This is a genomic window from Pseudoxanthomonas sp. (assembly GCF_036845285.1).
GTDB lineage: Bacteria > Pseudomonadota > Gammaproteobacteria > Xanthomonadales > Xanthomonadaceae > Pseudoxanthomonas_A.
On the sequence record NZ_DAIUEE010000003.1, the window covers coordinates 255107 to 267248 of the forward strand.

The 12142-nt window shown below is 66.5% G+C and carries 11 protein-coding genes and 1 pseudogene; 1 reads left to right on the forward strand and 11 read right to left on the reverse strand.

Annotated features, from left to right (window positions below; translation table 11 throughout):
- Positions 1 to 42: 42 nt before the first annotated feature.
- The 6 genes and pseudogenes from V7060_RS05830 to V7060_RS05855 form a co-directional block, all read right to left on the reverse strand.
- Positions 43 to 231, reverse strand: a pseudogene (locus V7060_RS05830) (prolyl oligopeptidase family serine peptidase); the annotation flags it as partial.
- A 7-nt stretch (positions 232 to 238) separates the two neighbouring features.
- Positions 239 to 1138: a dTDP-4-dehydrorhamnose reductase gene (rfbD, locus tag V7060_RS05835; protein ID WP_334178301.1), complete on the reverse strand. Its 900-nt coding sequence runs from the start codon at positions 1136 to 1138 to the stop codon at positions 239 to 241.
- A complete protein-coding gene (rfbC, locus tag V7060_RS05840) occupies positions 1135 to 1692 on the reverse strand; it encodes a dTDP-4-dehydrorhamnose 3,5-epimerase (RefSeq protein ID WP_334178302.1) in 558 nt (185 codons plus the stop codon). The genes rfbD and rfbC overlap by 4 nt, the downstream gene beginning before the upstream one ends.
- A complete protein-coding gene (rfbA, locus tag V7060_RS05845; protein WP_334178303.1) occupies positions 1689 to 2576 on the reverse strand; it encodes a glucose-1-phosphate thymidylyltransferase RfbA in 888 nt (295 codons plus the stop codon). Before rfbA ends, rfbC begins: the two co-directional genes overlap by 4 nt.
- Before the next feature lie 16 nt (positions 2577 to 2592).
- The gene (rfbB, locus tag V7060_RS05850) at positions 2593 to 3648 is read right to left on the reverse strand and encodes a dTDP-glucose 4,6-dehydratase (RefSeq protein ID WP_334178304.1); all 1056 of its coding nucleotides are present in this window, start codon (positions 3646 to 3648) and stop codon (positions 2593 to 2595) included.
- Between the two features lie 73 nt (positions 3649 to 3721).
- Complete coding sequence (locus V7060_RS05855; protein ID WP_334178305.1) at positions 3722 to 4222, reverse strand: single-stranded DNA-binding protein; 501 nt, start codon at positions 4220 to 4222, stop codon at positions 3722 to 3724.
- A 152-nt stretch (positions 4223 to 4374) separates the two neighbouring features.
- On the opposite strand from V7060_RS05855, the gene V7060_RS05860 reads away from it, so the two are divergent.
- Positions 4375 to 5373: a polyprenyl synthetase family protein gene (locus V7060_RS05860; protein WP_334178306.1), complete on the forward strand. Its 999-nt coding sequence runs from the start codon at positions 4375 to 4377 to the stop codon at positions 5371 to 5373.
- A 13-nt stretch (positions 5374 to 5386) separates the two neighbouring features.
- Here the strand turns inward: V7060_RS05860 and V7060_RS05865 are convergent, their stop codons facing one another.
- The 5 genes from V7060_RS05865 to V7060_RS05885 all read right to left on the reverse strand — a co-directional run bounded on the left by V7060_RS05865 (position 5387) and on the right by V7060_RS05885 (position 12079).
- Positions 5387 to 6151: a dienelactone hydrolase family protein gene (locus V7060_RS05865; protein WP_334178410.1), complete on the reverse strand. Its 765-nt coding sequence runs from the start codon at positions 6149 to 6151 to the stop codon at positions 5387 to 5389.
- Positions 6152 to 6237: 86 nt separating this feature from the next.
- A complete protein-coding gene (gene murD / locus V7060_RS05870) occupies positions 6238 to 7641 on the reverse strand; it encodes a UDP-N-acetylmuramoyl-L-alanine--D-glutamate ligase (protein ID WP_334178307.1) in 1404 nt (467 codons plus the stop codon).
- A complete protein-coding gene (gene murL, locus V7060_RS05875; RefSeq protein WP_334178308.1) occupies positions 7622 to 8977 on the reverse strand; it encodes a UDP-N-acetyl-alpha-D-muramoyl-L-alanyl-L-glutamate epimerase in 1356 nt (451 codons plus the stop codon). Before murL ends, murD begins: the two co-directional genes overlap by 20 nt.
- Positions 8974 to 9465: a hypothetical protein gene (locus tag V7060_RS05880; protein WP_334178309.1), complete on the reverse strand. Its 492-nt coding sequence runs from the start codon at positions 9463 to 9465 to the stop codon at positions 8974 to 8976. Before V7060_RS05880 ends, murL begins: the two co-directional genes overlap by 4 nt.
- Positions 9449 to 12079, reverse strand: a complete 2631-nt coding sequence (locus V7060_RS05885) for a bifunctional aspartate kinase/diaminopimelate decarboxylase (protein ID WP_334178310.1) — start codon at positions 12077 to 12079, stop codon at positions 9449 to 9451. Before V7060_RS05885 ends, V7060_RS05880 begins: the two co-directional genes overlap by 17 nt.
- Positions 12080 to 12142: the final 63 nt, after the last annotated feature.

The following is a 12142-nucleotide window of genomic DNA, read 5'->3' on the forward strand; positions in this document are numbered from 1 at the left end:
CCCGAAGGCGCCGTTGCGGGATTGCACATCCGAAGACCGGCGCTACTTCGCAGTCGCGCCGCCGAGATGCCTGCTGAAGAACGCGAGCAGCTTCGTGTAGTACGCCTTCTGGTGCTCCAGCTTGTAGAAGCCGTGCCCCTCGGTCTTGTAGTACAGCGTCTCAACCGGAATGCCCGCTGCCTTGAGGCGACGCTCCATCAGCTCGGTGTGCTGGACCGGCGTGCGTTTGTCCCAAGGGCTAGCGCGACGCCATCTGGTCCAGCACGTGGTCCAGCCCTGTCTGCCAGCCCGGCATCGGCTCACCCAGCACGGACTCGAGCCTGGCCACCTCCATGCGCGAATACGCGGGGCGCTGTGCACGCGTCGGAAAGTCCGCGGTCGTGATCGGCGTGACGCGTGGTGCCCGCGCCAGCAGTCCGCGCGCGGCAGCACCGGTGACGATGGCCTCGGCGAAGCCATGCCAGGAGGTGGCGCCGGAGGCGGTCAGATGCAGCGTGCCCCGTGCCTGTTCATGGGTGCCGAGCAGGCGAGCGGTCGTATCGGCGATCAGGTAGGCGGGCGTTGGCGTGCCGACCTGGTCGGCCACCACGCGCAGCTCATCCCGTTCCGCCCCCAAGCGCACCATGGTGCGCAGGAAGTTGTGTCCGCGCGCACCGTACACCCATGCCGTCCGGAGGATCAGGTGGTCGCCTCCCGCTGCTCGCACCGCCTCTTCGCCAGCCAGCTTGCTGGCCCCGTAGACCCCCAATGGCGCGGTGGCATCGTCTTCACGATAAGGGCGCGTCCCCTGCCCGTCGAACACGTAGTCGGTCGAGTAGTGCACCAGCGGAATACCGAGCGACGCGCAGGCTTTCGCCAGCACACCCGGGGCTTCCGCGTTCGCCCGGAACGCGGCAGCCTCATCGTCTTCGGCCTTGTCCACGGCCGTGTACGCGGCAGCATTGACGACCAGCGTGGGCGCGATGCGCTCCACCAGCGCGGCAAGGGTTGCGGGTTGGTCGAAGTCTGCGATCTCGCAACGCTCGCCGTCCGGCAGTTCGCCGGATCGCGTCGTCGCCACCAGATTCCCCCGCGATGCAAGGCTGCGCCTGAGCTCATGGCCGACCTGGCCATTGGCCCCCAGCAGCAGGATGGTCATGGCATGAACACCGGCAACCGATCGAGCGGAACATCCGCCAGCAGGGGAGCCGCTTCATCCTTCCCGGACAGTTGAGGGGCGCTGACCGGCCAGTCGACGCCGATGGCGGGATCATCCCAGCGGACCCCCGCGTCGGCGACCTTGTCATAGACGGCAGTACAGAGATAGCTGAATACTGCGCGCTCCGAGACGACCGCAAAGCCATGCGCGAATCCCTCGGGAATCCAGAGCTGGCGCTTGTTCCCGGCGCTCAGCATCACCGCTTCCCACTGACCGAACGTGGGCGACCCGCGGCGGATGTCGACGGCGACGTCATAGACTTCGCCCTCGAGCACGCTGACCAGCTTGCCCTGCGGGTTCGGCCACTGGTAATGCAGGCCGCGCAGCACGCCACGGGACGACGAAGACACGTTGCTCTGGACGAACGTCGTCGGCAATCCGCGCTCACCGAAACGTTCGGCGTTCCAGGTTTCGAAGAAGAAGCCGCGCTCGTCACCGAACACCGCGGGCTCGATGACGACGCAGCCCGGCAGCCTGGTTTCAATCACCTTCATCGCACGACACCCCGTGCGACCAGCGACAACAGATATTGACCGTATCCGTTCTTGGCCAGCGGTGCCGCTAGCTTCTCCACTTGGGCGGCATCAATCCAGTCGTTGCCAAAGGCGATTTCTTCGGGACAGCAGACGCGCAATCCCTGCCGAGCCTCGATGGTCTCGATGAAGTTCGAGGCTTCGAGCAGCGACTGGTGCGTACCCGTATCGAGCCACGCATGCCCGCGACCCAAGGGCTGCAGGTGCAGGCTCCCCGCATCGAGATATAGCCGATTGAGGTCGGTGATCTCCAGTTCTCCACGCGGCGAAGGCTTCAGTGACGCAGCGTAATCGCTTGCTCGACCGTCGTAGAAATACAGGCCGGTAACGGCGTAGTTGGAGCGCGGCACAAGCGGCTTCTCTTCGATGCCGACCACCCGTCCGCTTCCGTCGAACTCCGCCACGCCATAACGTTCCGGGTCGTTGACCCAGTATCCGAACACGGTAGCGCCCTCGGCCTGCGCATCGGCCTTCCGCAACATGTCGGTGAAACCATGCCCGTAAAAGATGTTGTCGCCCAGCACCAGGCAACTGGGCTTCCCACCCACGAAATCCCGCCCGATCAGGTACGCCTGCGCCAATCCATCCGGGCTCGGCTGCACCGCGTACTGGATATCCATGCCCCACTGTGACCCATCGCCGAGCAACGCCTTGAAGAGGGCCTGCTCGTGCGGGGTATTGATCACCAGCACTTCACGGATGCCGGCCAGCATCAGCACGCTGAGCGGGTAGTAGATCATCGGTTTGTCGTAGACAGGCAGCAGTTGCTTGCTGATGGCCTGTGTCAACGGATAAAGACGGGTACCGGAGCCGCCCGCGAGGATGATGCCCTTGCGTGTCGTCATAAGTCTTGCCAACTCCTCAGGCTGCAGTGCCGATACGTTCCAGGCGATAGCTGCCATCCAGGACGCGCTTCACCCAGTCCTGGTTGGACAGGTACCACTCGACCGTTTCGGCAATACCCTTCTCGAAGCTGTACGCCGGCTCCCAACCCAGCTCGTCGCGCAGCTTGGAGGCGTCGATCGCGTAGCGGCGATCATGCCCCGGCCGATCAGCGACGAAGGTGATCTGGCTGCTACGCGGCAGTCCGTCGTCGCGGGGCACGCGCGCGTCAAGCAACGCACAGATCGTGTGCACGACCTCGATATTCTGCATTTCGGCATTGCCGCCGACGTTGTACGTTTCACCGATACGGCCCTTCTCGAGGACCCTGCGGATCGCGCTGCAGTGATCGCCGACGAACAGCCAATCACGGATATTCTTGCCGTCGCCGTACACCGGCAGGGGTTCACCCGCCAGTGCGCGCGCGATGATCAGGGGTATCAGCTTCTCGGGGAAGTGATACGGACCGTAGTTGTTGGAGCAGTTGGTCGTCAGGACCGGCAACCCATACGTGTGGTGGAACGCACGGACCAAGTGATCCGACGCCGCCTTCGATGCCGAGTAGGGCGAATTGGGGGCGTACGGCGTGGTCTCCGTGAATTTGCCCGTGTCTCCGAGGGAGCCGTAGACCTCGTCGGTGGACACATGCAGGAAACGGAACCGCTCGCGGCGCTCACCTTCCAGCGCCTTCCAGTAGTCGCGCGCCGATTCCAGCAAACCCAGCGTGCCGACCACATTGGTCTGGATGAACGCACCGGGACCGTCAATGGATCGGTCGACATGGCTTTCCGCGGCAAAGTTCACTACGGCATCGGGCTGATGCTCAGCGAGAAGCCGTGCCACGAGCTCGCGATCCCCTATGTCCCCTTGCACGAAGACATGTGAGGCGCTGTCCTGGATGGATGCCAACGTATCCAGATTGCCGGCGTACGTCAGCGCGTCGAGATTGATCACCTTGACGCCGCTCGCAACCGCGCGCAGCACAAAATTACCACCGATGAAACCGGCGCCGCCGGTCACAAGCCAAGTCGGCATGTATTGCTCCTTCTGAAATTAATCCTAACCACGCCAGATTCGAGTCAAATCGCTACTACGGACCGATGGCGGATCAGAACGGAATATCGTCATCCGCGAAGTCATCCATCGGCGCCGGCTGCGAGGCTGGCGCTGGCGCCTGGCGACGCTGCCCGCCGCCACCACCGCCCTGGTTGCCGTAATCCTGTCGCGGCGCGCGGGCCGGGCGGTCGCCGCCACTGGAGCCACCTCCGCCACCTTCGCGGCCGCCCAGCATCTGCATCTCGTCGGCGATGATGTCGGTGGAATATTTCTCCTGCCCGTCCTGGCCGGTGTACTTGTCGTAGCGGATCGAGCCCTCGACGTACACCGAGCTGCCCTTGCGCAGGTACTCGCCAGCGATCTCGCCGAGCTTGCCGAAGAACACCACGCGGTGCCATTCGGTGCGCTCCTGCTGGTTGCCGTCCTTGTCCTTGCGCACGCTGGTCGTGGCCAGGCTGATCCGGGTGATCGCCATGCCGCCTTGGGTATAGCGGGTTTCGGGGTCGTTGCCGAGGTTGCCGACCAGGATGACTTTATTGATGCCGCGGGCCATATCGATATCCGTTCAGGGATGCCCGCCGAGCGCGGGCATAGACCATGGGAGTATACCCGCCGGGCCTCCGCCATCGGCCCCAAGCCGGCTCACATGTAGGGTATTGCCGCGCCCAGCGCCTATAATTCAGGGACTTCCCGGCCCCTTGTCCCATGCCTGTCGTCGAATCCTCCCGCCCCGCCCTGGCCCTGCCCGGGATCCAGTCGCTCGCCACCCCCGACATGGCGGCGGTCGACGCCCTGATCCGGGCCAGGCTGGCCTCGGACGTCGTGCTGATCAACCAGATCGCCGACCACATCATTTCCGCCGGCGGCAAGCGCCTTCGACCGATGCTGGTGGTGTTGGCCGGCCAGGCCTGCGGCCCGACCACGCAGGACCACCACCAGCTTGCGGCCATCGTCGAATTCATCCACACCTCCACCCTGCTGCATGACGACGTGGTGGACGAATCCGACCTGCGCCGCGGCCGCAGCACCGCCAATGCGCTATGGGGCAACGCGCCCAGCGTGCTGGTCGGCGACTTCCTGTATTCGCGCAGCTTCCAGCTGATGGTGGAACTGGACCGCATGGACGTGATGCGCCTGCTGGCGGACACCACCAATCGCATCGCCGAAGGCGAAGTGCTGCAGCTGCTGCATGTCCACAATCCGGATACCGACGAAGCCGCCTACCTGCGCGTGATCGAGCGCAAGACGGCCGTCCTGTTCGCCGCCGGCACGCAGCTGGGCGCGCTGGCATCGGACGCCGGTCGGGACATCCAGAAAAAGCTCTACGACTACGGCATGGCGCTGGGCTACGCCTTCCAGATCGCCGACGACGTGCTCGATTACACCGCCGATGCCAACGCGCTGGGCAAGAACCTGGGCGACGACCTGGCCGAAGGCAAGGCGACCCTGCCGCTGATCCACGCGATCCGCCACTCCGATGCCGCAACGGCGGACCGCCTGCGCACCATCGTGCAGGAAGGCGAGGCGGATGCCATGCCTGAGGTCCTCGCCGCCATCCACGCGACCGGCGGCCTGGCGTACAGCCGAGAACGCGCGCATGCCTACGCCACCCTGGCCGAGCAGGCCCTCGATGGCCTGCCCGAATCCGATGCGCTGGCCGCACTGCGCGGCCTGGCGCGCTACGCGGTAGAGCGCGGGCACTGACCCGCGCGACGCGTCACTTCGCGAACATGTCCCCGAAGAAATCCGCCATCATCCGGTAAGCGCGTTTGGCCGAGCGCTCGTGGTAGACGCAACCCGGCGGATTCTGTGCGTCGGACTCGGCGAAGCAATGCACCGCGCCGCTGAAGTTGACGAACTGCCAGTCCGCTCCCGCCTTGCGCATCTCGTCCTGGAAAGCGGTGATTTCCGTTGCCGAGACATAGGTATCGTCGCCGCCGTTGAGCACCAGGACGGGCGCCTTCACTGCGCCCGTTGCGGGCAGATCGGTGGCCAGTCCGCCATGCAGGCTGACCACGCCGGACAGCGCATCGCCCGCGCGCACGAGTTCCAGGACCGTGCTGCCGCCGAAGCAATAGCCGAACGCGCCGATCCGCGCGTGATCCACCAGCGTGGCCGGTTGCTGCTTCAGCACCTCGACCGCCTTCTGCACGCGTGCACGCAGTTTCGGGCGGTCGGCACGCATCGCCGTGGCGACCGGGCCGGCCTCGGCGTCGGTCTTCGGACGGATGCCCTTGCCGTAAACATCGGCGACCAGCACCACATAGTCGTCGCCGGCGACGAGGTGCGCCTTCTCGATGGCGGCGTCGTTGACGCCTTTCCAGTTGGGTACCATCACCAGCCCCGGGCGTGGCTTCGTCACGCTGTCGTCGTAGACGAGGTAGCCCGAGAAGGTATCGCTGCCGATCTTCCACTCGACCGGCTTGGCGACGGGTGCCGCGAACAGCGCGGGCGACCACAGCAGGGACAGCAGGCAGGGCATTAACAGGCTGCGCATGGCAGGCTCCTCGTGGGGGATCTGCCGAGTGTAAGACCGGATGCTTGCGATGGCGTCGACGGCAAGTGACGTCAGGCGATGCCGAGGCCGGGAATCGCCGTGATGGCGTCCGGATCGAAACCCGCCAGTTCAGCGAAATGACGGCCGCGCGCCACGTAGTCCTTGTATTGGCCGAAGCTGGGCGCTCCTGGCGACAACAGGACAACGCCCTCGCCCCCCAGGGCGGCACGCGCAGCCTTCACCGCCGACGGCAACGTCTCTGCGGCGATCAGTGCGAAACCCGCTTCCTGCGCCACCGGCGCCAGCAACTCGTGGATGCGAGGTCCGTTGGCGCCCATCGTGACGATGGCATGCGGCGCATGCACCCGCATCCGTGCCGCGAAATCCGACCAGTCCACGCCACGGTCGTGGCCGCCGACCAGCAGCGCGATGCGCCGTCCCGTGAAGCAGTCGAGCGCCGCCAGCGTGGCATGCGGCGTGGTGCTGATGGAGTCGTTGACCCAGATGATGCCGTCGCGCGCGCCCATCGACTGCAGCCGGTTCGGCAGCGGCCGGAACGACTGCGCATGCGCCGCCAACGGCAGCGCATCGATGCCCGTTGCTTCCAGCGCGGCCAGCACCGCGCAGAGATTGCTGCGGTTGTGGCGGCCCGGCAACGGCAGCGGACGCGTATCCATCACGAATACGTCGCCGCGATAGAGATCATCCCCGCGCAGGTGCCAGCCATCCGCGCGGTTGAACCAGCGTAGCTCGCTGCGCGGCAGGTCGAGGGCAGCCAGCCGCGGATCAGCCGCATTGAGCACGGCGATGCGCGGATGCGCCTCCGTGACCAGCTTCAGCTTGTCCTCGATGTAGCGCGCCTCGCTGCCGTGCCAGTCCAGGTGCTCGGGAAACAGGTTCAGCACCACTGCCACATCGGGCCGTGCACCGCTCGTCGCGACATCGCCGGTCTGGTAGCTCGACAGTTCGATGGCCCACGCGTTCGGCGCCGGCTGCGGATCCAGCACTTCCAGCAGCGGCACGCCGATATTGCCGACCAATGCCGTGCGACGACCCGACGCGCGCAGCAGATGCGCGAGCAGCGATGTCGTCGTGCTCTTTCCCTTGGTGCCGGTCACGCAGAACGTATGCGGAACGACACCGTCGTCGCCCGCATGTTCGGCGAACCACAGCCCGGTGCCACCGATGAAGCGCGTGCCCGATGCAGCAGCGGACAGCGCCGCAGGGCTGTTGGGGCTGATGCCCGGCGACTTGATGACGATCTCGAACGCCGACAACCGCTCGCCGGTCACTAGCGTTTCAATGAAGAGATGCGCATCGCCCAGCGCAGCGGCGTCGACCGCTTCGGTCTCGCTGCAGAACAGCGTCAGCGGCAGCGAAGCGAGACGCGAACGGACTGCGTGATGCGCGGCACGGCCTTCACGACCCCAGCCCCACAGGGCGACACGCCTGCCCTCAAGCTGCGAAATTCGCACGCAGGCGCTCCCACAGCGCGGCGGGAATCCGGTGCTCGCCGGCGATCTCGAGCAGCGGCGCCACCGCCAGCTCCGCCGCGTCGAGCTGCGGGCGGATCTCGTGGTTGAAGCGCGCGACGATCGCGTCCTCGCGCCATTCCGGCCGGTCTCCGAGCGTCGCCATCGCCGCGCGCGATTCCTGGCCTTCGCCGACGCATTCGAACGGCTTGTGGTCCTGGTACTCCAGCAGCGCGTCGAAGCCTGCCGTCTGGTTCATGTCATCCAGCAGGTTGCGGCCGAAGATGCCGACCAGGCGCGGCTTGGGCATGAATGGCGCCAGCGCGAGGAACACGAAGTGGCACTTCGGACACACGCCGCACCAGCGGTTGGTCGGGCGTTCGCCGAGCAGGTGGAAGTTGCGGTTGCAGCTGGAGAAATGCGCGTCGTAGTGGTCGGTGCGCGCGAACTGCCGCGCCACCGCCAGTTCCGACAGCGGACGCAGCAGCGAGTAGTAATGCAGGTCGGCAGCGACATGCGACTGCACGTACTCGCCGAACGCCTGCTCGAAGGCCCAGCCCTTCGACCACTGGTGGTTCACCTCGCCAGTGCCGGGGATCATGCTGCCGTAACTGGCCGAGCGCTCGTTGGAAAACACCACCTGGTCAACGCCGTGCAGCAGCGCGGCCAGCACCATGATGGCCGAATTGATCGCGGTGACCGGGATATGCCCGTTCCACGCACCCTGGCGGTTGTACTCGAACAACTCCGGCGCCAGCGCGCGGCCGATGTTGAGCGTCGGCAGGCCGGTGCGCGCGGCGCAGGCGGCGATCAGCTGCGAACCGCCGATCCACGTCACCGTCTGGTCAACGCCGGCACCACGCAACGCCTCGATGCTGACCAGCGAATCCTTGCCGCCGCCGATGGCGACCAGCGCATGCGCACCCAGCCCTGTGGCGGATGCGGCCGGCTGCGGCGGCGCACCGACCGGGAAGCGCACGCGACCGTGCAGGCTCAGACCATTGCGGTAGGCGAACTCGCCCAGCCCGTGCACGTAGACCTGTTCCAGCAGCACCGCCGTCGCTGCATCGATGGCATATCCGTCGATGCGGATCTCGTTCGGCACCGCCGCCTTGTAGTAGCTGACGCCGGTGATCAGGTGCAGCAACCGCACCGCCTGTTCGACCGCCTGCGCCCGAGTGGCGTCGAGGGTGAAAGGCGCGCCGGGAATCGTGACGGTTTCCGTCAGCTCCGGGCCTTCATCGAAGGCGTACACCAGCCGCGCGACACCCGTTTCCGCCTCGAAGGAACAGCGGACGAAACGGAAGGTGCGGATGGTGGATTTGTCGAAGTTCGTCATGCGTGATCCGTGGAAGGAACGGCCTGGCGCCGCAGGTAGCGCCGGCAGGCGAAGTATTCAAGGATGAAAGCGGGCGCGGCGCCGAACACGAGTGCGGCCAGCGAGCCATAGAAAATGATGACGGGCAACCACGCCAGGGTTTCCCGTGGATTGCCGGGACTCGCGGCAGCCAACTGGTCGATGGCCAGGGCGACCAGCGCCCAGACAACGAGCGCCACCGGGAACAGCAGGAACACCAGCAGCAAGGTGCGCAGCGTCATGCCACCTGCCTTCCAGTGCCGGCCAGTCGACAAGGCGCGTGCATGCCAGCGGGTGGCGAACCATGCACCCATGCCTGCCGACAGCAGCGCTGCGGGCGCGATGCGCAGCGCGGATGCCACGTCACGCATACCGGCTTGACGCTCCGCGCCCAGCAGCAGCGCGACGCCGACCGTCAGCACCGTCGCGACCAGCAGGCTGGATCCGATGAATTCAGCCCGTGGCGACATCGCCGGATACTCCTTCGATCACGTCTTCCGCCGGCAGGCCACGCAGGTTGTAGTGGCTCGCCATCACGAAGCCGTACGCGCCGGCATCGGAGAACAGCAGCACATCGCCTTCCGCCGTCGCCGAGGACAGCTTGCGGCGCTTGCCGAAGATGTCGCTCGACTCGCAGATGGGGCCGACCACATCGAACGGTTCCTGCGCCGTGTCGTCCAACCGCGACAGGTTGGCCACGTCGTGCCAGGCGTCGTACAGCGCGGGGCGGATCAGCGTATGCATGCCGGCATCGCTGCCGACGCGGCGGATGCCGAGCTTCTCGACCACTTGCGTGACCTGCGCCAGCAGCACACCCGACTCCGCCACCAGGTAACGCCCGGGTTCGATCACCAGCTGGTATGCCGGATAGGCCGCCTTGATCGCAGCCAGGCCTTCGCCCCATGCCACCAGATCGAACGGTTCGTCGCCTTCCGCATACGGAATCGGCAGGCCGCCGCCGATGTCGATGGTCTCGATGGTGCCGATCTGGTCGGCCAGTCCGCCCAGCTCGTCGGCGATCTGGTTCCAGTGCTGCGGACTTTCCACGCCACTGCCCAGATGGGCGTGCAGGCCTACGATGCGCACATCCAGCGTGCGCGCGGCCGCGAGGAACTCATCCAGCTTGGCCAGCGGCAGCCCGAACTTCGAACTCTTGCCGCCGGTCTTCACCTTGTCGTGGTGGCCATCGCCGCGCCCCAGGTCCACGCGCAGCCACAGGCGGCGGCCACGGAACACCTCCGGCCACCGCTGCAATGCTTCGACGTTGTCGAGGGTGACGTTGATGCCACGCTCCAGCGCGAAGGCGTATTCGGCGCGCGGCGCGAAACTCGGCGTGAACAGCACGCGCTCCATCGGCAGCGACGGCGCCACCGCGAACACGTGCTCCAGTTCGCCTCGCGACACGCATTCCAGGCCGAAGCCCTCGTCCACCAGCGCGCGCAGGATGTCCGGGTGGGAGTTGGCCTTGATCGCGAAGAAACGGCGGTTGACGGCCGCAATGCCCGCCAACGCCCGGGCACGGGCACGCACCACGTCGACGTCATACACGTAGCGCGGCGTACCGGCCTGCGCCAGCGACAGCAGCCGTTCGCGGGCATGCGCAGCGTTCCACCAGCGCACGCCGCGATGACGCACGGCACCGTTGATCTCGCGCCAGCTGGGGCCGAACACGCTGGTTTCGTCGGCCGGCATCGCACCGCTGTCGATCAGCGCCTCGTGCAGCAGCGGCAGCATGCCATCGGCGTCGGCCTCGTCGATGACGAAGGTCAGGTTCAGGTCGTTCGACGACTGCGAGATCAGGTGCACGCGCTCGCGGCCGAACATCGCCCAGACGTCGGACAGCTTGTGCAGCAGCGAGCGCATGCCGCGGCCGACCAGGGTGATCGCCGTGCACGGCGCGATCACCTTGACCCGGCAGATCTCCGCCAGGTCGGCCGACAGCGCGGCCAGCACGTCGGTATTCACCAGGTTCTCGCTGGGATCCAGCGACACGGTGACATTGGTCTCCGACGAACCGATCAGGTCCACCGACAGGCCATGCTTCTTGAAACGCGCGAACACGTCGGCCAGGAAGCCGACCTGCTGCCACATGCCGATGCCTTCCATCGACACCAGCACGATGCCGTTGCGGCGGCTGACGGCCTTCACGCCGGGCACGGTCAGTGCGGTGCCATCGATGGTGGTACCGGGCAGTTCGGGGCGCTCGGTGTCGAGGATCGCCATCGCCACGCCCGCGTCGCGGCAGGGCTTGATGGAACGCGGATGCAGCACCTTGGCGCCGGTGGTCGCGATTTCCTGCGCTTCGTAATAGTCCAGGCGCGTCAGCAGGCGCGCGTCGGGCACTTCACGCGGGTTGGCGCTGAACATGCCGGGCACGTCGGTCCAGATTTCCACGCGCTGCGCACCGAGCAGCGCACCGAAATAGGCGGCCGAGGTATCCGAACCACCGCGGCCGAGGATGGCGGTGCCGCCGTCCGCATGGCGCGAGATGAAGCCCTGCGTCAGCAGCATCCGGCTCGCCTGGCCGGCGAACGCGCGGCGCCAGTCCTGGTCGGGCGCGGTGTTGCACGACACCGACAGCCGCTGCGCCCACGGACTCTGGTTGGGCAGGAAGTTGGCCTGCAGCCAGTGGCGCGCATCGACCCAGCCGAAGTCCAGGCCCTGCGCGCGCAGGTAGGCGACACCGATCGTCGAGGACAGCAGTTCGCCCTGCCCCAGCACCTCGGCCTGCCAATCCAGCGAGCGGGTGGCCGCTCGCGGATCGGCCAGCAGGTTGCGGAGCGCAGTGAGACGGTCGCCCAGCACCGTATCCGGATCGAGTTCCAGTTCGGCGATGAATTCGCGATGCCGTTGCTCCAGCGTCGCCACGCGCTCGGCGCTGTCCGCGGCGCCGTCGGCGATCGCGGTCAGCTCATTGGTCACGCCGGACAGTGCCGAGACCACCACGAGGATGCGGGCGTCGCTCTCCTCCGCGCGTTTCTTCGCCAGCGTGCCGATCGTGTTCCAGCGATGGCGACGCGACACCGAGGTGCCGCCGAACTTGAGGACGATCCAACGATCGGACGCGGGGGTGGCAGAGGGCATGGATAGGTTGGCGAGGTATGCCCGAACCCTTCGGGCGTGAGCCGTCGATTCTAGCCCAAGCTC

Excerpts from the sequence above, each read along its gene's own strand:
- rfbB (WP_334178304.1), bottom strand. The coding sequence starts at position 3,648 with ATGCCGACTTGGCTTGTGACCGGCGGCGCCGGTTTCATCGGTGGTAAT.
- rfbD (WP_334178301.1), bottom strand. The coding sequence starts at position 1,138 with ATGACCATCCTGCTGCTGGGGGCCAATGGCCAGGTCGGCCATGAGCTC.
- rfbC (WP_334178302.1), bottom strand. The coding sequence starts at position 1,692 with ATGAAGGTGATTGAAACCAGGCTGCCGGGCTGCGTCGTCATCGAGCCC.
- V7060_RS05865 (WP_334178410.1), bottom strand. The coding sequence starts at position 6,151 with ATGCCCTGCCTGCTGTCCCTGCTGTGGTCGCCCGCGCTGTTCGCGGCA.
- V7060_RS05860 (WP_334178306.1), top strand. The coding sequence starts at position 4,375 with ATGCCTGTCGTCGAATCCTCCCGCCCCGCCCTGGCCCTGCCCGGGATC.
- V7060_RS05880 (WP_334178309.1), bottom strand. The coding sequence starts at position 9,465 with ATGTCGCCACGGGCTGAATTCATCGGATCCAGCCTGCTGGTCGCGACG.
- murL (WP_334178308.1), bottom strand. The coding sequence starts at position 8,977 with ATGACGAACTTCGACAAATCCACCATCCGCACCTTCCGTTTCGTCCGC.
- V7060_RS05885 (WP_334178310.1), bottom strand. The coding sequence starts at position 12,079 with ATGCCCTCTGCCACCCCCGCGTCCGATCGTTGGATCGTCCTCAAGTTC.
- rfbA (WP_334178303.1), bottom strand. The coding sequence starts at position 2,576 with ATGACGACACGCAAGGGCATCATCCTCGCGGGCGGCTCCGGTACCCGT.
- V7060_RS05855 (WP_334178305.1), bottom strand. The coding sequence starts at position 4,222 with ATGGCCCGCGGCATCAATAAAGTCATCCTGGTCGGCAACCTCGGCAAC.